Origin of the sequence: Sphingobium sp. (assembly GCF_041987595.1) — a bacterium.
GTDB lineage: Bacteria > Pseudomonadota > Alphaproteobacteria > Sphingomonadales > Sphingomonadaceae > Sphingobium.
In genome coordinates, this window is record NZ_JBHIWJ010000036.1 from 15209 (window position 1) to 39716 (window position 24508).

The 24508-nt window shown below is 63.9% G+C and carries 22 protein-coding genes; 12 read left to right on the forward strand and 10 right to left on the reverse strand.

All coding sequences use genetic code 11. The features are described 5' to 3' along the window. Nucleotides 1–21: 21 nt before the first annotated feature. Nucleotides 22–2109 (reverse strand): acyl-CoA dehydrogenase, encoded by a 2088-nt coding sequence (locus ACFC3J_RS11205; protein WP_375196252.1) that lies wholly within the window; start codon nt 2107–2109, stop codon nt 22–24. A 153-nt stretch (nt 2110–2262) separates the two neighbouring features. Between ACFC3J_RS11205 and ACFC3J_RS11210 the strand changes: the two genes are divergently transcribed. The 8 genes from ACFC3J_RS11210 (at nt 2263) to ACFC3J_RS11245 (ending at nt 11522) form a co-directional block, all read left to right on the forward strand. Continuing rightward, nucleotides 2263–3078 (forward strand): enoyl-CoA hydratase, encoded by an 816-nt coding sequence (locus ACFC3J_RS11210; RefSeq protein WP_375196253.1) that lies wholly within the window; start codon nt 2263–2265, stop codon nt 3076–3078. Beyond that, nucleotides 3075–3866 (forward strand): enoyl-CoA hydratase-related protein, encoded by a 792-nt coding sequence (locus ACFC3J_RS11215; RefSeq protein ID WP_375196254.1) that lies wholly within the window; start codon nt 3075–3077, stop codon nt 3864–3866. Before ACFC3J_RS11210 ends, ACFC3J_RS11215 begins: the two co-directional genes overlap by 4 nt. Nucleotides 3867–3993: 127 nt before the next feature. Then, a complete protein-coding gene (locus tag ACFC3J_RS11220; protein ID WP_375196255.1) occupies nt 3994–5883 on the forward strand; it encodes a flavin-containing monooxygenase in 1890 nt (629 codons plus the stop codon). 9 nt (nt 5884–5892) lie between these two features. Further along, on the forward strand, nt 5893–6804 hold the full coding sequence (locus ACFC3J_RS11225; RefSeq protein ID WP_375196256.1) for an IclR family transcriptional regulator: 912 nt from the start codon (nt 5893–5895) through the stop codon (nt 6802–6804). Next, nucleotides 6792–7883 (forward strand): Zn-dependent alcohol dehydrogenase, encoded by a 1092-nt coding sequence (locus ACFC3J_RS11230; RefSeq protein ID WP_375196257.1) that lies wholly within the window; start codon nt 6792–6794, stop codon nt 7881–7883. Before ACFC3J_RS11225 ends, ACFC3J_RS11230 begins: the two co-directional genes overlap by 13 nt. Beyond that, nucleotides 7880–8740, forward strand: a complete 861-nt coding sequence (locus ACFC3J_RS11235; protein WP_375196258.1) for an alpha/beta hydrolase — start codon at nt 7880–7882, stop codon at nt 8738–8740. The genes ACFC3J_RS11230 and ACFC3J_RS11235 overlap by 4 nt, the downstream gene beginning before the upstream one ends. A 107-nt stretch (nt 8741–8847) precedes the next feature. Next, nucleotides 8848–10035: an amidohydrolase family protein gene (locus ACFC3J_RS11240; RefSeq protein WP_375196259.1), complete on the forward strand. Its 1188-nt coding sequence runs from the start codon at nt 8848–8850 to the stop codon at nt 10033–10035. An 11-nt stretch (nt 10036–10046) separates the two neighbouring features. Beyond that, entirely contained in the window at nt 10047–11522 is a 1476-nt protein-coding gene (locus ACFC3J_RS11245; RefSeq protein ID WP_375196260.1) for a class I adenylate-forming enzyme family protein, read from the forward strand. 7 nt (nt 11523–11529) lie between these two features. On the opposite strand, the gene ACFC3J_RS11250 is transcribed toward ACFC3J_RS11245, so the two are convergent. Continuing rightward, nucleotides 11530–12423: an SMP-30/gluconolactonase/LRE family protein gene (locus tag ACFC3J_RS11250; RefSeq protein WP_375196261.1), complete on the reverse strand. Its 894-nt coding sequence runs from the start codon at nt 12421–12423 to the stop codon at nt 11530–11532. A 160-nt stretch (nt 12424–12583) separates the two neighbouring features. Here ACFC3J_RS11250 and ACFC3J_RS11255 point away from each other — a divergent pair, with 160 nt between their 5' ends. Continuing rightward, nucleotides 12584–13390: an SDR family NAD(P)-dependent oxidoreductase gene (locus tag ACFC3J_RS11255; RefSeq protein WP_375196262.1), complete on the forward strand. Its 807-nt coding sequence runs from the start codon at nt 12584–12586 to the stop codon at nt 13388–13390. Here ACFC3J_RS11255 and ACFC3J_RS11260 read toward each other — a convergent pair whose 3' ends face one another. Then, nucleotides 13391–14227 (reverse strand): alpha/beta fold hydrolase, encoded by an 837-nt coding sequence (locus ACFC3J_RS11260; RefSeq protein WP_375196263.1) that lies wholly within the window; start codon nt 14225–14227, stop codon nt 13391–13393. Between the two features lie 283 nt (nt 14228–14510). Between ACFC3J_RS11260 and ACFC3J_RS11265 the strand changes: the two genes are divergently transcribed. Next, nucleotides 14511–15356: a helix-turn-helix domain-containing protein gene (locus ACFC3J_RS11265; RefSeq protein ID WP_375196264.1), complete on the forward strand. Its 846-nt coding sequence runs from the start codon at nt 14511–14513 to the stop codon at nt 15354–15356. A 9-nt stretch (nt 15357–15365) separates the two neighbouring features. Here ACFC3J_RS11265 and ACFC3J_RS11270 read toward each other — a convergent pair whose 3' ends face one another. Next, nucleotides 15366–15971 carry a cysteine hydrolase family protein gene (locus tag ACFC3J_RS11270; protein WP_375196265.1) on the reverse strand — a complete coding sequence of 202 codons (606 nt, stop codon included), beginning with the start codon at nt 15969–15971 and terminating at the stop codon, nt 15366–15368. A 171-nt stretch (nt 15972–16142) separates the two neighbouring features. Between ACFC3J_RS11270 and ACFC3J_RS11275 the strand changes: the two genes are divergently transcribed. Continuing rightward, nucleotides 16143–18098 (forward strand): NAD(P)-binding domain-containing protein, encoded by a 1956-nt coding sequence (locus ACFC3J_RS11275; protein ID WP_375196266.1) that lies wholly within the window; start codon nt 16143–16145, stop codon nt 18096–18098. 61 nt (nt 18099–18159) lie between these two features. Here ACFC3J_RS11275 and ACFC3J_RS11280 read toward each other — a convergent pair whose 3' ends face one another. The 3 genes from ACFC3J_RS11280 to ACFC3J_RS11290 all read right to left on the reverse strand — a co-directional run bounded on the left by ACFC3J_RS11280 (nt 18160) and on the right by ACFC3J_RS11290 (nt 20750). After that, the gene (locus ACFC3J_RS11280; RefSeq protein WP_375196267.1) at nt 18160–18945 is read right to left on the reverse strand and encodes an SDR family oxidoreductase; all 786 of its coding nucleotides are present in this window, start codon (nt 18943–18945) and stop codon (nt 18160–18162) included. Next, on the reverse strand, nt 18945–19739 hold the full coding sequence (locus ACFC3J_RS11285; RefSeq protein WP_375196268.1) for a hypothetical protein: 795 nt from the start codon (nt 19737–19739) through the stop codon (nt 18945–18947). The genes ACFC3J_RS11280 and ACFC3J_RS11285 overlap by 1 nt, the downstream gene beginning before the upstream one ends. A gap of 99 nt (nt 19740–19838) precedes the next feature. Beyond that, complete coding sequence (locus ACFC3J_RS11290) at nt 19839–20750, reverse strand: NAD-dependent epimerase/dehydratase family protein (RefSeq protein ID WP_375196269.1); 912 nt, start codon at nt 20748–20750, stop codon at nt 19839–19841. 292 nt (nt 20751–21042) lie between these two features. Between ACFC3J_RS11290 and ACFC3J_RS11295 the strand changes: the two genes are divergently transcribed. After that, the gene (locus ACFC3J_RS11295; RefSeq protein ID WP_375196270.1) at nt 21043–21693 is read left to right on the forward strand and encodes a TetR/AcrR family transcriptional regulator; all 651 of its coding nucleotides are present in this window, start codon (nt 21043–21045) and stop codon (nt 21691–21693) included. Between the two features lie 32 nt (nt 21694–21725). Here the strand turns inward: ACFC3J_RS11295 and ACFC3J_RS11300 are convergent, their stop codons facing one another. The 3 genes from ACFC3J_RS11300 to ACFC3J_RS11310 form a co-directional block, all read right to left on the reverse strand. After that, entirely contained in the window at nt 21726–22850 is a 1125-nt protein-coding gene (locus ACFC3J_RS11300) for a zinc-binding dehydrogenase (protein WP_375196271.1), read from the reverse strand. A 58-nt stretch (nt 22851–22908) separates the two neighbouring features. After that, nucleotides 22909–23961 (reverse strand): hypothetical protein, encoded by a 1053-nt coding sequence (locus ACFC3J_RS11305; RefSeq protein WP_375196272.1) that lies wholly within the window; start codon nt 23959–23961, stop codon nt 22909–22911. Nucleotides 23962–24087: 126 nt separating this feature from the next. Next, nucleotides 24088–24508 (reverse strand): class I adenylate-forming enzyme family protein (locus ACFC3J_RS11310; protein WP_375196273.1); only part of this gene is annotated, 421 nt, incomplete at its 5' end.

The window sequence follows — 24508 nt, forward strand, 5'->3', positions numbered from 1 at the left end:
ACAATCGCCCTCCGCCTTCTTTCAACTGCGCGGCAGCCCCAGATGATGCTGGGCGATGATTCCGCGATGCACCTCGCTGGTTCCGCCATAGATGGTCTGGCCGATCGACTGGCGATAGGATGTTTCGATCCGCGCCGTGGCCGAACTGGCGTGACGCAATGTCGCAGGAGCGGCCAGTGCTGTCAGGTCGGCAGCATCGGCCATATAGATGTCGGTTGCGAACATCTTGGCCATCGGCCCGATCGCGCGGTTCATCTTTCCCGCCTCGATAGCCCAGGTCACACGGCGGCACAGCAGATCGGCAATCTCCAGATGGGTGTGCACACGCGCCAGGCGGATGCGGACGGCGGGGTCGTCGATCGGCTGCCGGCCGGTGCCGTCTTCCGTCCGCGCCCATTCCAGCGCCGATGCCATCAGGCTATGATGATAGATATGATAGCCTTCGCCGCCATGTTCGATTTCCATCGCGGCAGCCATGACCTTCAGCCCGCCATTGACTTCCCCCAGCCGATAGCGGTCGGGCACCCGCACCTCGTCATAGAAGGTGATGTTGGTGCGTTCCTCCTGTAGCGTCTCGACCGGCTGGATCGTCACCCCCGGCAGGGTCAGGGGCACAAGAAAGAGCGTGATCCCCTTATGCTTGGGCAGCGCGGGATCGGTGCGCGCCAGCAGCAGGACATAATCGGAAATATGGGCGCCGGTGGTGAACATCTTCTGCCCGCTGATCAGCCAGTCGCCGCCGTCGCGCACGGCGCGGGTCTGGGCGGCATACATGTCCGATCCCGAACCCGGCTCGGTAAAACCCAGACAGGCGAGCGCCGATCCGTCGGCCAGGCGCGGCAGCACCTCCGCCTGAAGTTCGGGCGAGCCGAATTTCATCGTCATGCGCGCGCCCATGTTCGTGCAGCCGATGGGGATGCGCGACAGGCCGAACTGCTCGAACACGCGGCCAAGCGCCGTCACTTCCATTGGGCTGCGGTTCTGCCCGCCCCATTGCTTCGGCCAGTCCGGATAGGCGAGGCCTGCCGCCGCCAGCTTCCGGTGGAGGTCGGGCAGATGCCCGTCCGTCGATGCGTGCGCCTGGGCCACGATGTCGGGCGTTATCTCCGCCTGCAGGAAGTCGCGAACCTGCCCGGCGAACGCCTCCGCCTTCGCTCCCATCCCCATGTCGATGCCCGGATCGCCTGCGTCGGGAAGAGTCGCGGCCGCACCCGCCCAGAGTCGATCGCCTGCGAGTCCGAGCCGCCGCTCAGGATCGCCATCGGCCAGCGCGACGCGGTTGATCGCCCGAAAATAAAGCTGAATGTCATATTCCACCGAAAGCCCGTAGCCGCCGAAGCTGCGCAGCGCCCGCTGCGCTGCCGTGCGGGCGCTGTGCGCCAGCCACCAATCCGCCATGGCGACCAGCGCGCCGGCATTCTCCTTGCCCTGCGCGATGCTCCAGATCGCATGCCAAAGCAGCAGTTGCCCGCCCTCTATATCGGTGATGGCGTCAGCCAGCGGGAAGGCGACACCCTGGAAGGCCCCGATAGGCTGGCCGAACTGACGGCGCTCGCTGGCATAGGCCGCCGCCATTTCGATCGCCCGCGTCGCTGCGCCCGCGAGCCATGCGGCGCGCAGGATGGTCCGTTCGATCATCGTCGCTTCGAAAAGGGCACTGATGGCATTGCCGCTCTCGATCGTCCGTTTTTCGCCGTCGGGCGTCGCGGCGATCAATGTGTCGCCTTCCAGTTCGAGCCCCACACATTCGGGGGCCGCACCGAACGTCACTGGTCGCGTCTGTGCGTCATGCAGCAATCTCCGCGCCGCCTGGCCCTCCAAACCGCCCAACAGCGTGCAGGCGGCAATGGCATCGGGCAGGGGAAGCGGCGCGACGCCTCGTCCGGCCGCCTCGCACACCAGTGCGGCCTCCATCAGACTGGCGCCCGATCCCCCCTGCGCTGCGGATAACCGCATCGTGACGAACCCCATTTCGGCGGTTTCCCGCCATAGCGCAACGTCCGGCGCTTCGCCCGCGCCGCGCGCTGCCTTCAGCACCTCGTCCCGCTCGAAGAAGCGAAGCGCCACCTCCCGCATCATTTCCTGCTGTTCATTCCATTCGAGGTTCATTCGCTTCCACCCTTGTTGGCGCTGCCCCGTTTCGTCATCCTGCCCATGGTCATGTCAATTTGCAGGCCGGGCGCTTCCGACCATGCGGAAAGCGGCATGTTCCTGCTGGGCTGCGGCAGGATGCCGCGCCACCGGAACGACAGGAGACGAGCTATGACAGAGTATATCCTCTATTCGGTGGAAGATCGCGTGGCGACGATCACGCTCAACCGGGCGGACAAGCATAATGCCCAAAATGAGCCGTTTCTGGAACAGCTCAATCAGGCGTGGGAGCGCGCGGCCGCGGATGAGCGCGTGCGGGTCATCCTGCTGCGCGCGGAGGGCAGGCATTTTTCCGCCGGCCATGATGTGAGCGAGGAGGCCATTCGCGACGGCGCCTTCAACCGGATTCGCGAGACGATCCCGGAGCGGGGGCTGCTGGGCATCCATGAATGGGAAGCGCGCCATTATCTGGGCTATTCGAAACGCTGGCGCGACATTCCCAAACCCTCGATCGCGGCGGTGCAGGGCGCTTGCATCGCAGGCGGATTGTTGCTGGCATGGCCCTGCGACCTCATCATCGCGGCAGATGATGCCCGCTTTTCCGACCCGGTGGTGCTGATGGGCATAGGCGGTGTGGAATATCATGGCCACACCTGGGAACTGGGGCCGCGCAAAGCGAAGGAAATGCTGTTTACCGCCCGCCCGGTCGATGCCCAGGAAGCGGAGCGGCGGGGTATGGTGAACCGCGTCGTTCCTCGCGCTGATCTCGATGCGGAGGCGCTGGCCTTGGCACGGGAAATTGCGCGGATGCATCCCCATGCGCTGGCCATGGCGAAGCGCGCAGTCAACCAGACGCTCGACATCATGGGTCAGAGCGCCGCGCTGCAAAGCTGTTTCGATATCCACCAGCTGGGCCATGCCTCTGCCTATGGCCAGACCGGCGAGTTCATCGTCGCGGGCATGAGCAAGGTGAAGGGGCACCAATGAGCATATTGACGGCGATTGACTGCGGCATTGCGACCATGACGCTGAACCGGCCGGAACGGCTGAATGCCGTGACCGAAAAGATGCTGGATGAAGTCGCGGCGACGCTGCAGCGCTGGTCGACCGACGCCGCGATCCGCTGCGTCGTTCTGACAGGATCGGGGCGGGGCTTTTGTGCCGGTTACGACCTGTCGGGCGACGATAAGAAGGAAGGCGCCGAAACCATGCGCGCCGATGAGGCGGCGGCCCGGATGATGGCGCACGCCGAAATCCCGCTGCTCCTGCATCGCATGCCCAAGCCGACCATCGCTTGCGTGCGCGGACCGGCGGCGGGCAGCGGTCTGGTCATGGCGGCGGCTTGCGACCTGCGGATCGCGTCACGCACGGCAAAGTTCAAGCTGGCCTTTGCCAGCGCGGGGCGTTGCGGCGATCCGGGGGGCAGCTATTTGCTGACGCGGCTGCTGGGCGCCGCCCGTGCCCGCGAACTGTTCCTGCTCGACGAGCCGGTGACAGGGGAAGCTGCGTTGGCCATCGGACTTGTTAACCGGCTGGTGGATGACACGATGTTGGAGACGGAGTGCGCGGCCATGGCCGGAAAACTGGCATGCGGCCCGACGGCGGCCTTCGCCGCGATGAAGCGCAACCTCAACGCTGCGGAAGTCGGCGCGTTGGAGGAAAACATGGTCATGGAGGCGGCGTCCAATGCCCAGATCAGCCTGTTCTCGCATGACGCTGGAGAGGCGGCGCGGGCCTTTATGGAACGGCGGCCGCCGCGCTTTCTGGGCCACTGAGACGCAATTTCCGCCATCCCGGAATGATGGCGGTCGCCCGTTCCAGCCCGCCGCATATTCGATATTGCAAAAAATAGCAGACGGGCTGCGGGCGATTTCGGACGCCGCCCGACACAGGAGATAAGGAATGGCAACGGCAGCCCGCGCGACGAATATCGACTTTATCAGGCGGGCGGTCGAGAGCGCTGACCTGGACGCGCTGCGGGTTGCCCTCTATCAGAACAGTGGGGACGAGGAGGTCGCAGCCCTGCCCCCCGCTGCACGGATGACGCCGCGGGAAAAGGCTCTGCTGATCGACCGGGCCGTGGATTGGCTCGCTGACAATGCCGGCGCCGCGGAACTGCCCGAACCGCCAGAAGAAGAGCTGCGCAGGTTGATGGTGATGGTCACCGGGCGGGAGATGACCGATCTGGAATTCGCCGCCCGGCGCGATCTGCCCGCCTTCCGTGCCTTTCCCTGCGCGGTGGAATGGACAGGTGACAGGCCGGAGATTCCGCAGGATTTCCGGGTCGTCATCATCGGGAGCGGCCCGGCGGGCATTGTCGCCGGCGTCCAGTGCGAGCTGCTGGGCCTGCCCTACATCCTGCTCGAACGGCAGGGGGAGGCTGGCGGCACCTGGACCATCAACCGCTATCCCGACGTGCGGGTCGACACGCCTTCGGTTACCTATGAATATAGTTTCGAAAAACTTTATCCCTGGGCCGAGCATTTCAACCGGGGCGAGGCTGTACGCGGCTATCTCCAGCATGTGTCGCGTAAATATGGCGTGCTGGAAAACAGCCGCTTCAACCATGATGTGAAAGGCGCGGCCTTTGACGAGGCGCGCAACATCTGGGTGCTGGATGTCGGCACGCCAGACGGGCCGCAGCGGATTGAGGCCAATGTCGTCATCACCGCATGCGGCACGTTCGCCAATGCCCAGCTGCCCGACATTGAGGGCATCGCCGATTTTGAAGGACGGATCGTGCATCCCTCGGCCTGGCCGGAGGATATCGACCTTGCCGGCAAGCGCGTCGCGGTCATCGGCAACGGATCAACCGGCGTGCAGTTGCTGAGCGCCGTCGCGCAAGAGGCGGCGCATGTCACCGTCGTCCAGCGCACGCCCCAATGGATCAGCCCGCGTGAGAAATATGGCGAGGCGATCGGTTCGGAACTGGCCTGGCTGATCGAGAACATGCCGGGCTACTGGAACTGGTGGCGCTATGCCGCGACCGCGCCGCTGTTCGATTTTCACCTGCTCCAGCGCGTCGATCCCGAATGGCAGCGGCAGGGCGGCAAGGTCAGCAAGGCCAATGACGATGTCCGCGCTTTCCTTACCAATTATATCCGGGAGGAAACCGGCGGGCGGGAAGATCTGATCGAAAAGCTGATCCCCGATTATGCGCCGATGTCGCGCCGCCCGGTGGTCGACAATGGCTGGTATCGGGCGCTCACCCGCGACAATGTCGAACTGCTGGCCGGATCGGTCGCGCGCTTCACCAAGACGGGCATCGAAATGGCCGACGGGACGGCGCGCGATGTGGACGTGGTTATCAGCGCCACCGGCTTCGACGTGCTCAAATATCTCTGGCCCGCCCGCTACAAGGGCGTTGGCGGCAGCGACCTGCACGACAGTTGGGACGCCGGTGACGGACCCCGCGCCTATCTGTCGATGATGGTGCCGGGCTTCCCCAATCTGTTCATGCTTTACGGTCCCAATTCGCAGCCTTTGACCGGGGGCACGGGCCTGCCGCAGTGGTGGCTGATCTGGGCGGGCTATGCCGCGCAATGCATCATGCGGATGCTGAAGGAGCAAAAGGGCCGCGTCGACGTGAAGCGGGAAGCCTTCGATCGCTATAATGAAGCGCTCGACAGAGAGGCGGGCAACTGGCTCCAGATGACGCCGGAGGGCGGCATAGAGAAAAATTATTATGTGAACCGCGACCATCGCCGTCTTCAGGTCAATGCGCCCTGGCTTGGCCCCGACTATCATCGCATGTGCACGGTGGTCGACTGGAACGATCTGGACCTGAGCTGAAGACCGGCCATGCCCAGACCCGCGCTGGCCGCGTCGCGCGCCATCGACATATTGAACTTCATGGCGGCCAGCCCGATGCGGGCGTGGTCGCTGACCGAACTGGTGCGGCATCTCGACCTCAATCCGGCCTCCTGTCATGCCCTGCTGGGGGCGATGACCAGCGACGGCTATCTGGTACGCGAGGCGCGCCGCGTTTACAGGCTCGGCCCGGCGTTGATCGCCATCGGCCATGGGGCGCTGCAATGCCATCCGGTGGTGGCGGCGGCGCGGGCGCAGATCGCCACGCTGTCGGCGGAGGCGCGGCTCGCCAGCCTGTTGACGGCGAGGGTGGGGGATCAGTTGATCGCGCTGGCTTCGGATGGGCCATGCCAACATCCAAGCCGGGATCCGGGGCTGCGTATCGGTCAGCGTGTGCCGCTGATCCCGCCGCTGGGGACCCCCTTCCTCGCCTGGGCGGCGGAGGAGGATGTTGCGGTCTGGCTGGAGCGCGCCGGGGCCGGAACGGAAAATGCCCGTCTGCGCCAGTCGCTGGCCGCCGTTCGCGACCGTGGTTTTGCCGTCACGCTGCGCAGTGAAAGGCAGGAGGCGGCGGGACTGGCCGTGCTGGATCTGGCGGACGAACCCTTTGCCGATGATCGCCGAAAACAGGCGATCGAACGGATCGGCCGCATGGGCGAGGATTATCTGATGATCGAGGGGCAAGCCGACAGGCTGCATCCGGTCGGCCTCATCTCCGCTCCCGTTTTCGATGCCGATGGGGCGATTGCCTGCACGCTGTCGCTCTTCGGCTTTGACCGGCCCATGTCCCTGTCGCGCATCCATGCGCTGGGGCGGATGCTGGATCGTCATTGCCGGGCCGCGTCGGCCATGCGGAAAACCGAACGAAACACTATTTGGGGAGAAGCTGGATGCGCGCTCTGATCTACGAAGGTGGCGGAAAGATACGCTATGTAGAGGATCTGGAGGTGCGCGAGCCGGAAGCGGGCGAGGTGCTGGTGCGCATCGCCGCCAGCGGCATCTGCCACTCCGACATTTCGGTGGTGAACGGCACGATCGACTGGCCCGTGCCGGCCGTGCTGGGTCATGAGGGCGCAGGCGTGATCGAAAAGGTGGGACCCGGCGCCACTGATCTGGCCGTCGGGGATCATGTCGCGCTGCATACGCTCGCCAATTGCGGCACCTGCGGGCCATGCGAAAGCGGCAAGCCGACCCAGTGCCGCCGCTCCTATGGCAACCGCGCCCAGCCTTTTTCGCTGAACGGACAGCCGGTGCAGAATTTCGCCGCCACCTCCACCTTCGTCGAAAAGACGGTGGTGAAGGCGAATCAGGCAGTGAAGATCGATCCCTCCGTGCCGCTGGATATTGCCTGCGTCGTGGGCTGCGGCGTTCTGACCGGCGTCGGGTCCGTGATCAACCGCGCTCAGGTGAAGCCGGGCGATACGGCTGCGGTGTTCGGCATTGGCGGCATTGGCCTTAACGTGCTTCAGGGGCTGCGGCTGGCGGGTGCGAGCCGGATCGTCGCCATCGACCTGCTCCCCTCGCGCGAGCAAAAGGCGCGGGAGTTCGGCGCGACCGATTTCATCGACGCCTCGCTGGGCGACACGCCCGCCCGCATCCGCGACATCGTTTCGGACGGCAGGCCCGATCAGGGCAGCGGCGTCGACTGGTCCTTCGAATGCGTAGGCAGCACCCGCGTTCTGGCCGACGCGATGGCCAGCCTTGGCTGGGGCGGCAATTGCGTGATCGTGGGCACCACCGCCATGGGCACCACGGCGGACATTCCGCTGACCCCGCTCGCCTTTGTCGACCGGGGCGTCATGGGCGCCCGCTATGGCGCATCCCGCCCGCATCGCGACATCCCCTCCTATATCGCGCAATATCGTCAGGGTAAGCTGATGCTCGATGAACTGGTGACGCAGCGCTATGATCTGGCCGATTTCGAGCGCGCCTTTCACGATCTGGAGGCTGGCAAACTGGCGCGGGGAGTCTTCGTGCTTTGAGCGATGAGGAAATATGGGATCTGCCGCCGCTGCGGCCCGGTTATCCGGCCTCCCCGGAACTGGCCGAACGGCGCGCAAGGGCGACCGGAATGGCGGAGGAAGGCACGCCGCCAGCCGAAACGACGATGGGCGGCGTGCGTTGCCTGCTGATCGAACCCGAAGGGGGCGAGAGCGAAGGCGCGATCCTCTATCTGCATGGCGGAGGCTACCGGCTGGGATCGCCCCTTGCCTATGTCGACTATGCCCGGCGGCTGGCGACGGCGGCGGGGCGACGAATCATCCTGCCCTTCTATCGGCTTGCGCCGGAGCATCCTTTTCCCGCCGCGCTGCATGATGTGGTGGCGGTCTTTCGGGCGGTGGAAAACCCCGCCTCTGCGGTGATCGCCGGGGATTCGGCAGGCGGCGGGCTGACGGCGGCGCTCTGCATCGTGGCGGCGCGGGCGGGATGGCAGCCCGCGGGCGCGATACTCGTGTCGCCGATGCTCGACCTGACGGCGCGGTGCGACAGTCATGATCGCAACGCCGCGCGCGACGCGCTTTTTTCAAGAGCGGCGGTGCTGGACGCAGCCAAACTCTATCTTCAGGACCATGATCCGGCCGACCCGCTGGTGTCGGCCATTCATGCCGACCCGGCCCAATTTCCGCCGCTGCTGCTGCTGACCGGCGGAGCGGAAGTGCTGCTCGACGAAGCTCTGGACTTTGCGCGCAGTCTGGCGGTCGCCGACAGGCGCGTCACGCTGCATGTCGCGCCGGGCATGGGGCATGTCTGGCCGCTGATGGCGCCGCAATCCCCTGCCGCTGCCGAGGCCGTCAATGCCATGGCGGCCTTTGTGAAGGGGCTGAACGGGCCAGGCTGACGGGGTTTCCATATGGCCGGAAAGCCGGGCCGTTCCGTTGCCGTGCAGATATGGCTGGCGGAAAAAGCAGATCAAACAGGTTCAACCTATTACCGAAAGATGTTCTGATGACGACCAGCCTGCCCTTCCCCGTCTATGACGCGGACAATCATTTCTACGAGCCCGAAGACGCGCTGTTCCGTCATCTGCCGAAGAAGTGGCACAAGGACTTTCGCTTCGTCGAGGTCGACGGGCGCAAGCGGCTGGCGATCAGGGGACAGATTTCGGACTATATCCCCAATCCAACCTTCGAGCGGGTGGCGGCTCCCGGCACGCACGTCAAATATTACAAGGCCGAAAATCCTGAGGGCCTGACCATGCGCCAGATGACGGGCAAGCCGATCACGCCCCCTGAATCCTGGCGCTACGGCAAGGATCGGCTGGCTGTGCTGGACGGGCATAATGTCCATGCGGCTTTGATGTTCCCGACGCTCTTCTCAGTGATTGAGAAGTGGATGAGCTATGATCATGAATTTCTTCACGACGCGCTGCATGCCCTGAACCGGTGGACCAGCGAGGAATGGGGCTTCGCTCGCGAAAATCGCCTGTTCGGCGTGCCGGTCGTGTCGCTGGCCGACATGGACAGGGCGATCAGGGAGACCGACTGGCTGATCAGGGAAGGTGCGAGGACGATCTGCATCCGTCCCTCTCCGGTGCCGGGCTATCGCGGCGGGCGGTCGATGGGACTGAAGGATTTCGATCCCTTCTGGGCGCGCATTGAGGAAGCGAAGATCTTTGTATCGATCCATGCGTCCAATTCCGATTATGACCATCTGATCGAGATGTGGACCGGGGGCAGCGAATGGCTGCCTTTTGAATCCGATCCCTTCGTCAACTGCCTGCGCATCATCGAGCGCGCCATTTCCGATACAATCGCCGCCATCATCTGCGGCGGCGTGTTTGACCGCTTCCCCGGCGTGCGCGTGGTCAGCGTGGAAAATGGCGCGAAATGGGTGATTCCGCTGATCGAGCAGCTGCGCCATGTCTATGGTCAGATGCCGCAGAAGTTCAAAAATGATCCTGTCGAGCAGTTCCACCGCAACATCTTCGTGACGCCCTTCGTCGAGGATGACTTTGCCGAACTGGGCCGGCACATGCAGGTCAACCGAATCCTGTTCGGCAGCGACTATCCGCATCCGGAGGGTACGGAGCATCCGCTGGACTTCCTGCACGAACTCACCAGCTTTTCCATGGCCGACAAGGAGAGGATCATGTCGTCCAACCTGAAGGGGCTGCTGGAAGGCAGGCGGGATTGAGGATCGGACAAGTGAGCCAGGATGTCATAGACCAGTTGCGCGCGACCCTGAGCGATCATGCGGACGACCGCGCGATCGAACTCGATGGGCGATGGATCAGCTGGGGCGATGTCGCCCGTTATGGCGACGCCGTCGTGGCCGCGCTGGACGCGGCCGGATGCCCGGCCGAGGCGAAGGTCGGCATCATCATCCGCAATCGCCTTGCCCATGCGGCAGCGGTCGTGGGATTGCTGGCGCATCGCCGTTCGATCAGCTTCATCTATCCTTTTCTGCCCGCGACCGCGATTGCCGACAATGTCGACAGTCTGGGAGCGGGCGCGATCCTTGCCGATCCGGAGGACTGGCCGGGCTTTTCCGACGCAGTGAAGGGCGCGGGCTGCGCGGGGATCGCGCTGGGCAGCATCGATCATGCCCCCGCGCTGGTTGAGGGGCTGGATAGCTGCACGCGTGGCCAATTCGACCGGATGCTGAAAGATGGCGGCATTGAAGTGCTTTCCAGCGGCACCACCGGGACGCCCAAGCGCATCGCCATGCCGCTCAGGCTGCTGGAACGCGCCGTGATGAGCGCGCCGGGCGGCGAATCCGGCATGGCGCCGCCGGTGCAGATCAATATCTGGCCGCTGGGCGGGGTGGGGGGCGTTTGTCTACTGACGGGCGCGGCCGTCAACAACACGCCGCTGGTGATGATGGAGCGCTTTTCGGTCGATCGGCTGGTCGATGCCTTGCGCCGCTATCGCCCGCCGACGCTGGGCCTCAATCCCACCGCCATCGCCATGATCATGGATGCAAATGTCGCGATCGAGGACATGGATAGCGTCAAGAGCGTGTCGGGCGGATCGGCTTATCTGGACCCGGACCTTCAGGACCGGTTCGAGCGGCGTTACAACCTTTCCATTCTCTGGGGTATGGGCGCGACGGAATTTTGCGGGACGATCATACGCTGGACGCCGCAGATGCGCGAGGCGATGGGCCATGCCAAGCGCGGCAGCACCGGCCTTCCCATGCCGGGCGTCGATATTCGCGCCGTCGACCCGGAAAGCGGCGCCGAAGTCCCGCCCGGCGCAGAAGGGCTGCTGGAGGTGCATTGCCCTTCGGTCCGTCCCGACTGGGTGCGCACCACCGACCTCGTGATGATCGATGAGGACGGCTATGTCTTTCATCGCGGGCGCCATGACGGGGCGATCGTGCGGGGCGGCTTCAAGATACTGCCGGAGCGGGTGGTCGATGTGCTGCGGCAGCATCCTTCCGTCGTCGACGCTTCAGTCGTCGGCATCCCCGATGCCCGGCTGGGCGCGGTGCCGGTGGCGGCGGTGGAACTCAGTCAGGGCGCAGCAGGGGTGGATGAGCAGGCGTTGCTGGCGCATCTGCGCGCCGAACTGCCGCCCACCCATGTTCCGGCGCAGATCCGCATCGTCGACGCCTTGCCGCGCACCCCTTCGCTGAAGGTCAGCCTGATGGACGTGAAGCGGCTGTTCGCGGCCGCGTGAGCGGCCATCATCCCGCGAAGCGCCGGATCGGCACGCCCTGCACGCCAAGTCCTTGAACGGCGAAAAGCCGTCCGTTCAGCGGAGCGGCCGGCGCTTCGCTGGGCATGTTCATGCTGGTGACGAACAATATGTCCCGATCCGCGCCGCCAAAGGCCAGACTGGTCGGGCTGGGCACCGGCATCACGATCACCCTGTCCAGCGTGCCGTCTGGGGCGAAGCGTCTTACCTCGCCCACGCCGGTAAAGGCGCCGTTGGTCGTGGTCCACAAATAGCCGTCCATGTCGACCGCTGCACCATCGGGCGTCTCCATGCGCTTGAGGCGATGGAACAGGCGCTTGTTGCGGGGCGCGCCGCTTTCCTCGTCCCAGTCATAGGCATAAATCGCATCCCGCGTGCTGTCGGCGAAATAGAAGATGCTGTCGTCCGCATTCCAGCAGGGTCCATTGGACATGGCGACATTGCGTTCCAGCACATGCAGGCTGAGATCCGGGTCCAGCCGATAGAGCGATGCGCGACCGACGCCCTCGACAGGAGGCGTGTAGAGCGTATCGATGTCCAGCGACCCGACGACGAAGCGGCCCCTGCTGTCGACCTTGCCATCGTTCAGGCGCACGCCCTCCCGACCCTCCTCAGGATGTGCGACAAGGGTCAGGGCGCCCGTGTCGAAGTCGAAAAGATGCAGCCCCGTTTCCATCGCGATCACCGCGCCGCCCCGTTCGCGCAGGGCCATGGAGCCGATGGTGGCGGGCAGGTCCCAATGCTGGACGTCCGATCCGTCGGCGGCGCAGCGCCAGATCTGGCAGGAGAGGCCATCGATCCAGTAGAGCCGCTGCTCTCTCTCATCCCAGATGGGAGATTCGCCCAGCTTGTTGTCGCAGTCGACGCAGACGCTGATTTCCATGGAAATCCTCCCCATATTTTCAGTTTTTCGTTCGATCCGTTATCCTGGCAATCATCCTGACCCGCAATCCGCATAGGCGGAATGAACCGGCTTTGGTCGTGGATCGGCCATGCCGGAGCGATAATCACCGCGGCATATCCGCGATAGGGAGAGAATGGGAATGACGACGTCGCTGTTGGGGCTGGAGGGCAAGAAGGCGCTGATCGTAGGCGGCGGCCGCGGCATGGGGGAAGCGAGCGCGCTGATGCTGGCGCAGGCGGGATGCGACATCGCCGTGCTGGACAGCGAACTGGAGCGGGCTGAGCAGGTCGCGGCCGAAGTGCGCGCTCTGGGACGCAGGGGCGTGCCGGTCAGGGCGGACATATTGGACGAGGCTTCGGTGCAACAGGCCGTCGCCGATGTGGAAGAGGCGCTGGGAGGCCTCGACATATTGGTCACGATCGTCGGGCAGGCGCTGTTCAAGCCGCTGCTGGACGTCACGCTGGAGGAATGGGATCATGACCAGTCCCGCAACCTGCGCTATTTTTTCGTGACGGGCCGGGCGGTCGCCGCATCGATGATCCGGCGCGGGGTTCCCGGATCGCTGATCTGCATCGGTTCGGTCGACGGGCTTCAGGGCGCGCCGTCGCACGCGGCCTATGGCGCGGCCAAGGCGGGCCTCATGCATCTGGTGAAATCGATGGCGGCCGAATGGGGCCGCAACGACATCCGCGCCAATGCGGTGGCGCCTGGCAGCATCACCACCCCGCGCCTGCCCGAAACGCCGCAATCCCGCGCCGCGATGGAACAGAGCGTGGTGCCGATCGGCCGGGCGGGCACGACGCGGGACGTGGCGGGCGCCGTGCTGTTTCTGGCATCCAGCCTGTCGGAATATGTGACCGGACACACGCTGCTGGTCGACGGCGGATGGATGGCGGCCAATCATTTCGATCCCCGCGTCATGGCTACCAAGACGAGCAGCGGATGATCAGGATCGCAAAAAGCGGGTGATGGCGGTCAGGCATGGCTCCGCCGCATCATGCTGGGGCCAGTGGCCGCTGCCCGCCAGACGGAGTTCGCGCATGTTGGGCAATTGCCGCGCCAGTTCAGCAGGAACGCCAGAGGGCCAGCTCTGCTCTCCATAGATCAGCAGCGTGGGGCATGTGACCTTGCGCCAGAGCGCGCGGGTTTCTTCAGGGGTAATGTCCGGGAACGGCCAGACCGCCAGATAAGGGTCATGCTTCCACTGCCAGCCTCCTCCGGTCACGGCGCGCAGACCATGGCGGGTCAGGTGCCTTGCCTGGCCGTCAGTCAGATAGCGATGGCGTGCCTGCATCCGGGCTGCAGCCTCTTCCACGGACCCGAACAGGCGCGGTGAGGCGCTTTCGGCCAGCCGCCTCTCTTCGAACCATGTCCTGATCCGCTGATCCACCCGCTGATCGAGCCGCACGGCTTCCACATGCGGCGGCGCGCCCACGGCCTCGATTGCTATGACCCGTTCGACATGGTCGCAAAGCGCCCCGGCAAAGCGCAGCGCGATATGGGCGCCGAGCGAATGGCCGATCAGCGTCACGCGCCGGTCGGGAGAAACCCCCAGCGCATCGCAGAGCGCCGCCAGATCGGAAAGATAGGCGGCGAAATTATAGCGCCCGTCCTGCGACCAGCCGCTGTCGCCATGGCCGCGCAGGTCCGGGGCGATCACATGATGGTCCCGGCGCAGGGCAACGGCGATGGCGTCCCAACTGCGGCCATGATCGCGATTGCCGTGGATCAAGATCGAGATCGGCGCGCCCTCATTTCCCCAGTCGGAATAAGCCAGGGGCATGCGCGCGTTATGAAATCGCCGGGCTGCCGGACGAATGGAGTGCCCGGCTGAATCGGGTCCTGCCAGGCCGTCTTCTGAAATGTGCTGCATTGGCGGAGGCTAAAGCCGACAGCGGTCCGCACGGAGACATATAATCGCGAATTTCCGGAAGGGCGTAATGGAGGACGGCTGCGCGATTTTGGAGAACTTGAAACTGTCCATAGGTAAGTTTACGGTGCGCCCGAAAATAAAGCGCGCCCGCAAGCAGCGGGGCCATTGTCGCAAGGGGCATTAGGAGAGCTTTATGGGTTCCAAATCGGAAGACGGGGCAGGGCGTTCTCGCGGACGGGGCAGCGTGAAGTCCTGTCTGCGGACATTGGAAGTCATCGAATATTTCATGACCTTCGGACGGCCTGCCCGCACGATCGAGATCAGCGAGGCGATGGGCATCCCCAATTCCAGCGCCGATGAAATTCTGCGCACGCTCGCGGCGACCGGTTATCTCAGCTATAATCAGACGTCCAAATATTATGCGCCGTCCTACAAGATCGTCGCCAATGCGAATGCGATAGAGCAGCGTTTCTTCGGCGATACCCGCATCAGGCAGATTATGGAAAGCATGCGGCGGGAGACCGGCGCGTCGGTTTTCCTGACCCAGCAGAACGATTGCTGGGCGGAAAGCGTCGCCGAAATGCATGGAGTCTGGACGGCCGCGCCCGATGAAGAACCGCGCTATCGCAACGAAATGATCTGCTTCGACCGCAACAGCTGGCGTCCGGCCACCAACTTCTCGGCGGCAATGCTGGCGCAACAGTCCAACGTCGCGATCGTCCAGCTGGCCACCCGGACCCAGCGTCTGGGACTGGGACCCAAGGGGCCGGCGCTCATGAAAAATCTGGTCGACCGCATCGCCCATACCCGCGCGCGCGGCTTTGCGTTGTGCCGCCGCAGCGAATCCGTCCCGGTTGATTCGATCGCCATCCCTCTGCGCGTGTCCAACGCCGTGACGGCGCACGCGATCGGCGTCGTCGGCGATCCGCTGTTCCAGAATGACAATGATGTCCGCAACATGCTGTCTGCGATGCAGTCAGTCATCTTCCGGCATAATGACGAGGTGCGACGTTCCGGTTCGGCCGGGCGGATGCAGTGAGCGCATGGGTCAGGAAAGTGCGGCCATGATGTCGGCGGCAGTGGCGATACGCGCGGCCATGCGCAGCTGATCGCGGATGATGACTTCGTGCGTGCGGGCGTCGGCGGCGGCCGTGCAGTCTTCCGCGACGATGACGTGATAGCCAAGATCGGCTGCCGTCAGGACGCAGCCCGCCACGGCGACATTGGTGGAAACGCCGGTCATGACGATGGTGGTGACGCCCATTCGCCGCAGCATGGCGTCGAGCGAGGTGCCGTTGAAGCCGATCAGGCCCGAACTGCGGGCGACGATGAAATCCTGCGGCTGGGGCGCGATTTCGGCGGCGAAATCCGCCTCCGGGGTGCCGCTGATCAGCAGGCGGTTTTTTCGCGCCATGACGGCCAGCAGGCTGTTCGGCATGACATCGGCGAAATCGGAGCGATGGATGATCGGCAGGTGCACGACGGGAGCAGAAGCGCGACGAAACGCGTTCGCCAGCGCGGCTGTTCGGGGCAGAATGGCACGATCGCGGACCTGCTCCACAAGCCCTTCGAACCCGCCCATGCCCGGTTCCACTATGCCGCGCTGGCATTCGCTCACGATCAGGGCGACGTGCGCCCCAAGGGTTACAGGCATCGGCTTTTCCTGATCCGCAATTTCATAGAGAAAAGAGGTCTTGACATATATTTGCCAAGCAAGTGAATATTTACTCCACGCATATGGAAAACCGGGTTTGGCGCTTTGCTCTTCCCGGTTTCGCCATATCACTGATGTTCAAGCAGAATGAGAAGATCGAGGAGTCTGTAAATGGCAACCCAATATGCCGAAGCCGCGACCGATGAGGATTCGGCTCACCTGACGGAGCGCCCGCTGCCGATTGACGATACCCCCGAATTGCGGCAGGCGCTTGAGCAGGGCGAACCCCATACGCTGCTGATGACCTATGTGCATCTGAGCGGCGATGAGGAGATGCTCGACAAGTTCGCGCCTCATTTCAAGTCGCCTTACGCCTATCCCCCCGAAGCCATTCCCGCCGAATTGCTGGTGGAGTTGCGGGAGAAGCTGCTCCATGTGCTGGTGACGCCGGGCGCCGCGAAGCAGGGGGAACCGTCCGAGGCGCTGATGCACCGGATGATGTCCGTGGGCCTCGCCGAAGATGTCGAGCCGGAATTCCTGCCGCTGCTGTTCGACCAGATCGGCTTCCGTCCGGAGGCGCCCCGTCGCGACAATCCCGATCGCAAGCCCGCCAATCCGGATTTCAAGGTGCTGGTGATCGGCGCCGGCATGACCGGCATGGCCGCCGGCATCAAGCTGGAAGAGGCCGGTTACGATTGGGTCATCATTGAAAAGAATGAGGAAGTCGGCGGGACCTGGTGGGAAAACCGCTATCCGGGCGTCGGCGTCGACACGCCCAGCCACTTCTATTCCTTCTCCTTCGCGCTCAACCCAGGCTGGCACAATTACCATCCGCAGGGCACCGACATGTTCGCCTATCTCAAGCAGGTGGCGGACGATTTTGGCCTGCGCGAAAACATCCGCTTCAACACCCGCGTCGAAAAGCTGGTGTGGGACGATGCGGCGGGCGTGTGGAACGTCACGGTGCGCAAGTCCGACGGCAGCGAGGAAGTGATCCGCGCCAATGCCGTCATCAACGGCCATGGCCCGGTCAACCGCCTGAAGTGGCCGACCATTCCGGGGCTGGAGAGCTTTGAGGGGATTCGCCAGCACACCGCGACCTGGGACACGTCGATCGACCTCAAGGGCAAGCGCGTGGGCATCATCGGCACGGGCGCCAGCGCCGCGCAGTTCATTCCCGCCGTGGCCGACGATGTCAGCGAACTGCACGTCTTCCAACGCAGCCGCCACTGGGTCATGCCGACCCCGGCGGGCGAGGATATCGTCAGCGACGGCGTCAAATTCGCCATGCGGCATATTCCGCATTATCTGGAATGGTACCGCTTCCGCATCTACTGGTATGCAGCCGACGGCCTTTATCCCAATGTGCTGCTCGACCCCGAATGGCCCAAGGATTCGCCCTCGGTGTCCGCCGTCAACGAAGCCATGCGTCAATTCGCCATCGGCCATATCGAGCGCACCTTCGCCGATCGTCCCGACCTGCGCGAAAAGCTGACGCCCGACTTCCCCGTCTTCTCCAAGCGCATCATCCTTGATCGGGGCACCTATTTTCCGACCTATCTCAAGCCCAACGTTCATCTGGAGCAGGAAGGGATCGAACGGATCACGCCCAAGGGTATCGTGCTGAAGGACGGGCGGGAAATCGAACTGGACGTTCTGGTCTGCGCCACCGGTTTCGACGTCGCCAATATGATGGGCCAGCTGGAGATCGTCGGCGTCGGTGGCAAGCGTCTGCGCGACGAATGGGGCACAGAGGATCCGCGCGCCTATTTCGGCATGCTGATCCCCGGCTTCCCCAATTATTTCCACACCGTCGGTCCCAACAGCGCACCCAACCATGCTGCGGGCCAGAACCTGATTTCCGAATGCCAGGTTCATTATGCCATCGAATGTCTCGACTGGCTGAATGAGCGGGACAAGAAGGCCTTGCAGCCGACCGTCGCCGCGTTCGATGCCTGGCAGAAGAAGGTGGAGACCCAGATGGTGAATATGATCTGGAGCCATCCGCGGGCGTTCAGCTATTACAACAACAGCCAGAAGCGGAATTTCCTGTCCTGGCCGTGGCGTCTGGTCGACTTCTGGAATGAATGCCGCGGACCGCGCCACGCGGATTTCGAACTGCTCTAACGGCACGCAATCATCTGTCCGAAGGAAGGGGGGGAGCGATCGCCGCTCCCCCTTTTTTCGTTCAGGCCTGCATGAACTGCCCGCCATTCACATGGATCAGCGCGCCGGTCATCGCCGCGGACAGGTCAGACAGCAGAAAAATCACGGCGCCCGCGCATTCGTCATCGGTCGCGAACCGGCGCAGCGGCAGCGCGTCGGTCAGGTCGCGGCGCAGCTCATCCGGCGTGATCCCGCGGATCGCCGCTCGCTGATCGAAATTGGCACGCAGCGGTTCGCCGTCCATCCAGCCCATCAGCGCGCCATTCACCCGGACGCCGGATGGGCCAAGTTCGCCCGCAAGCTGCCGGGTGGCCTGATCCAGTGCGGCCTTGGACATGTTATAGCCGCCCGCCGCCGGATTGGTGACGCGGGTGCCGATGGTGCCGATATTGACGACGCACCCTCTTGCCCGGCGCAGATGCGGCAGGGCCAGTTGCACAAGGCGGAGCGCCCCGAAACAATTGACCTCCATGGCTTCGCGCCATTCGGCAAGGTCGGCCTGCTCGAACAGGCCGCTGGTCATGCGGAAGGCGCTGTTGACCAGCCCGTCAATCGATCCGAAGCGCGATGCCGCGCCTTCGATCAGGGCGCGGCAATCCTCGGCGCGGGTGACGTCGCAGCGGACCGCCAGCGCGTCGCCGCCCGCTGCGCGGACCTCTGCGGCTACCTCCTCCAGCAAGCCGCCCGATCGCGCGCCCAGCGCGACCCGCGCCCCTTGTGCCGCGCATTGCAATGCCAGCTTGCGCCCCAGCCCCGGCCCGACCCCGCTGATGACGATGGTCCGGTCTTCCAGCAGGCCGCCGCGCATCACAGCCTGTCCAGATGGGTGTCGGTTCCAAACACCGTGGGGATGAAGGGGGCGGCCAGCGCGATGCCGCCCAGCCCGGCTTCTTCGATCGCACGGGCCAGGGGCATATAATGCGCGTCCCAGGCCAGCTTGGGGTCGTCGACGGAAAAGCTCAGGAAGAGGGCGCGGTTGCTCGCGTCTGCGGGTACGTCCTTGGGGCTGGTCGGATCGAGCGGAATGGGCGATCCGCTGACCGCTACGTCGCCCGGCAGATCGCGATCCTTGAGGAAGGCGGCAAGATCCACGCCGCTCCTGCCGTCGGCCAGATCGACGATGAAGGCGACCACGCCGCCATAGGCGCGGTCGAGGGCGAGTTCGATCGGCATGGCGCTGCCCGGCGCGTTATATTCGGCATCGAAGCCATAGAAGCTGGTGTGGATATGATCGCGTTCCCTGAACATGCGGCCGGTGGCGTGAAGGTCGTTGACCTGCTTCACTGCCCAGGCGTCCCAGTCGCGATGATGGCCATCAAGAATCCAGTAGAGCGCGAGAAAGGACCCTTTGTTCAGGTTCATACCGCCCGATCCGAAGCGCAGCGCCTTCTCCTCGCGCGTGGCAACGAACCGCCCCCCGGCCAGCGTATAGGCGCCGATCATGCAGCCGCTGTAAAAATGGTCGCGTTCATACCAGCGATTATAGGCCGCCTCGAAACCGGGACGCGGCTCGACCATGGTGAAAAGCAGCGAACCCAGCCGGATCGGCCGGTCCGCCCGCGGTATCCGGGCGTTGCTGAACAGGGTTTCACTCGTCTGCATGAAGCCTCTCCTTGAATGATCCGGGCAGATGAACGCCGCATCGAGGCAGCGTCAAAAACTGGCGCGCCTCTTCCAGCCCTGCGGAATCAGCAGCCGGCTTCAGTCCGTCAGCCCCGCCAGCGCGCGATAGGTAGGGTGGCCTATATCGGTCAGCAGATCGGCATGCCGGGGCGCCCAGCCCAGTTCCCGCCGCGCCCGCGGGCTGCGCGAGCGGCTGCACGTCGCCATGCCGATCAGCGTTTCGAACTTGCCCCAGCGCCTCACTCCCTCGGCAAAGTCGACGCTGCGGGCGGCCAGCCCCAGATCGTCTGCCACCGCCTGCGCCATGGTCCGGTTGTTCACCTCGCCTGCGACCGCATGATAGAGCGCGCCGGGAACGCCGTTTTCGAGCGCGAGTCGGTAGAGTTCAGCCAGATCCTCGACATGGATGTTGGAATAGAGGTTCAGCCCCGCGCCCAGATAGCCGACGTCCCCGCTCTTGCCCGCATCGCTGTAGAACATGCGCAAATGGCCGCAGCCGCCATTGCCCCAGATCATCGGAGGGCGGATGACCATGGCCTGCACCGTGCCGGAATAGGCCGCCTGCCGCACCATGGTTTCGGTGACCAGCCGGAAACCGATATGGCGGGAGGGAATGAAGGCGTCATCCTCGGCAAAGCAGTCTTCGCTCCATGCGCCATCCGTCCGTTGGGAAAGCAGGCCGGTGCCGCTCGTGAACAGCAGCCGGTGCCCGCGCCCCGCCACGCCCTGCACCATGGCGAACAGCGTGTCATATTCCGCCTGCAACATCAGCTGCGCGGCATAGACGGTCGCGTCATGGCGGCTCATCGTCTCGATGACGCTTTCGCGGTCGGACAGGTCGCCGCGCAGCGGCACAGCGCCACTGGCCGTCACGGCTTCGTCCTTTTCCGCCGACCGGCTGAGGCCGCTGACCTCGTGCCCCGCACGCGCCAGATTGCGGGCGATATGCGACCCCAGAAACCCGGTAGCGCCGATGATCAAAATGCGCATTGCGTTTTCTCCTCCGGCCGAGAGGCACCGGCGCACCCAATCCGTCAAGCGACCGTCTGCCGCTTTCCAGAGGCGCGGAAACCCCATGCTGTTCAGCGCGGGCAATTTCCCCCAGAGCGCGCTGCGTTAATCGGACGCAGGTCGCGCACGCCAGCTTTTTTGTTTTCGCATCGTTTTAAGCGCAAAACCGGTTCCCACTTTTGCGCACGATGCTCTATGCGGCCCGAACTGACTGGACGGGCTTTCTTCGCCGGTTCATGGTGAGGCGAGCAAGGGGAAATCGACTAAAGCCATGGCGAACGGTCAGGGAGTGAAAGCCGCAACATTGCATAGCCGGCGCGCTGGCAGGCCCAGTGCTCGAGAAGCCGAACTCAAGCATGAAGCCATGCTGGAGGCGGCGCTGGAGGAATTTGCCCGCGCCGGCTTCCATGGCGCGTCGATCCGGGCCATCGCCGACAAGGCGGGCCTGTCGACCCGCACCCTTTACAACCGCTATCCCGATAAAGCCGCGCTTTTTGCCGCCTGTCTCGAAATGTCGTCACTTCAGGTCCGGTATAAGCCGTCGGACAGGCTGGGCACCCTCTATGAGCAGCTGGTGCATTTCGGCCGGATCATGCAGGCCCGGCTGAATGAAGACCGATCGACGCGCCTGGCCCGCGTCATCCTCCGCGAAGCGGCCAGCTTTCCCCAACTCCGGGACATTTCGCGGTCGCAATTTCATCGTTTTCAGCTGGGTCCGGTGCAACAGATTCTGGAATCGCATGGCTTTGCGCCCGACCAGGCGGAAAAGCTGGGCGAGGCCTATGCCGCGCTCGCCTTCCAGAAATGGCAGACCAGGACCATGTATAACGAAGCTGCGTTGACCCCCGCGGAGATCGACGAGCAGATCGAGAGCGCGACCGCCCTGTTCCTGAAAGGCGCCCTTGCCCTTCGCCAAGATTGAGGGCTCAGCTTCGCCCGTCCGTCCGGATGACGTCAGCGGATGCTGGTATCAGGGGACACGCGGACAAGAATCTTGCCGCCGTCACTCTTGCCGGAAATGCAGGCGGCAAGGGCATCAGGCGCGCTTTCCAGCCCCTCGAAGATCGTCTGGCGGATGTTGAGGACGCCCGCGTGCCACAGCGACGCCATCTCGGCACGGAAGGTCTCATAATCTTCGTCGAAATCGAGAACCACAAAGCCTTCGATCCGCAGCCGCTTCGCCAGTATCGCGCCGGTGGTCAGCACGCTTTCCTCCGTGCCGTTATATTCCGCCGCCATGCCGCAGACGATCAGGCGCCCGAAGGGTTTCAGGCGGTCATAGACCGGCTTGCGCATGAAGCCGCCGACATTGTCGAAATAGATGTCGACGCCCTGCGGGGCCAGCCGATCCAGCGCTTCCGCCACATCCTCGCGCGTCCGGTCGATACAGGCGTGGGCGCCCAACCCGTCCATCGCATAGGCGCATTTGGCATCGCCGCTTGCGATGCCGATCACTGTCAGGCCAGCCCGTCTGGCCAGTTGGCAGACGACCATGCCGACAGAACCGCTGGCCGCGGACACGACGATGGTTTCACCTGGCTTGCCATCGCAAAATCGCTTCCAGCCGACCCAGCCGGTGAAGGCGGAGCGCCCGATCAGGCTGAGATCGGCCTCGATAGGCAATTGCGATGGATCGATTTTCAGCGAAGCGTCGCCGTCAACCGCTTCATAGTCCTGCCAGTAACGGCCGCCAAATATATAGTCCCCCGGCCGATAGGCGGGATGCCGCGATTCCACGACCTGTCCCACCGTGCCCCCGGCAAAGGGTGAATCGGACGGGACGATGCCCGACCGCATCCTTTCGCCCACCCGGATACGCATCGGGTTGGGCGGCGCGTCCGCCGATGGCAGGCCGGAGGGAAGGTCGCCGCCGGTCGCGACATCGGGCAGATCGCCCGCATAGGGCATCATCGGCCGCACGCCGGGGGCGATGCTGATATAGATGGTGCGCATCAGCACCTGCCCTTCGGCCGGCTCTGGCATGGGAATATCTTCCAGCCTGAAATCGGCGGAGGTGGGCAAACCGTTGATGGGGCGGGCGATGCGCCAGCATCGGTTGCGGGCCATGTCGATTGCCATCCGTTCGCAGCCTTTCCGCCGGTCCCGAAGAGAGGACCGGCGGCGAGCGTCACGGTTGTCAGGCGGCCAGCGTCTCTTCCGGCTCGGGCGGGAAGATGGCGGGCTTGCCCGGATCATAGGTGCGGGTGAGCAGGGTGATGAACGCCTCGTCCGCGATCGGGTTGGTCGGCACTTCAAAGGTGATCCCACGCGCGCGCAGATCGGCGATCAGCATGTCGAACACCTGATCGTGACCGATATCGTCGCTATGGTCGAGCGTACGCTTCAGGTCCGCAAAGTCGGTGAAGATGTCGGCGCCCCAGTGGATCAGGAAGCGGAACTCCTCTTCCGGAATCGTCTGGATCACCTTTCCGTCCGTGGTGATCTGCCAGCCGGTGGGATCGTTGGGATCAGCGCGCATCATTGAATTGATGGCCAGGCCTTCCGGATTCCGCAGGGCGGACGGGCCGCTGGCTTCTGCCGTGTGGTACATCATTTCATTCTCGACCACGACCGCGCGGCTCCACATCGGCGCCTTGATCTGCTTGGGCGCGGCCTTCAGTCCATCGGGCCAATAGGTGAAGCCGCCGCCGACCTTGCCCTGATAATACCAGGTGATGACCTGCGCCTTCTTGGCTCGCCAATGTTCGAAAAGGCCCGACTTCACCATGATGTTCATCAGCCAGACGGGCGAGGTCTGATAGCTGATGCCGCGGAAACGCGTGGCGTCGACATGCGGCGTGTCGCTGCCCCGGCAAGGTCCCTGAATGTTGAACAGCATGTTTTCGGGGCGAGCATATTCCGCCTTCCAATAGCCGCGGACCAGATCAAGGAATTTGCTGTTGTAGAAACAGTCCTCGATCTCCGGATGCACCGACGTATGGCCCTGGGCAAAATAGCCGCGGAAGACGGGCGAAAGGAACATGTCCCAGGTCGGCTTGAACCCTTCGGGAATGGTGCCCGACGTGGTCGCCACGACTTCCTCCGGCGATTTGAAATGCTGCGCAAGGATCAGTGACCAGGGTCCGTTGTCCCGGACAACCTTGAGCATGCGCTGATGCTGATCCTCGGTAAAGGCGCCTTCGATGATCTGCGGCGGGGCAACAGGACGGAACGGGTTGGCGCTGGTCATGCGATTCTCTCCTTGACGTTCGGCAAAGGCCTGGATCTGCTGCCTTTTTCGGCAGAATCCAGCCCTCGTTCAAAAGCTGTGCATCACAATAAGCCGTGTCCGCCAATAATACAACGATTATTGTATTTAAGCCTCTGACGGAAGCCACTCCCGCACGACATTCTTCAACAGTTTGCCATTGGGATTGCGGGGTAAAGGTCCCTCCACGATATAGACATGGTCCGGCACCTTATAGTCGGACAGCCGTTCCGCGCAGAAGGTCCGCAGCGCGCTGCCCTCGACCATCTCCCGCGTCACGACGAAAGCCTCCACCCGTTCGCCCAGCACGGGGCAGGGACGTCCGACAGCCACGGCCTCCGCCACGGCGTCATGCGCCATCAGGGCATTTTCGACCTCCACCGAGTAGATTTTGAAACCGCCCCGGTTGATCATGTCCTTCTTGCGGTCGAGTATGCGGATATAGCCGTCCGCATCCATCGTGCCGATGTCGCCGGATTTCCAGTAGCCGCCGACGATATTCGCCGCCGTGGCTTCCTCATTGTTCCAG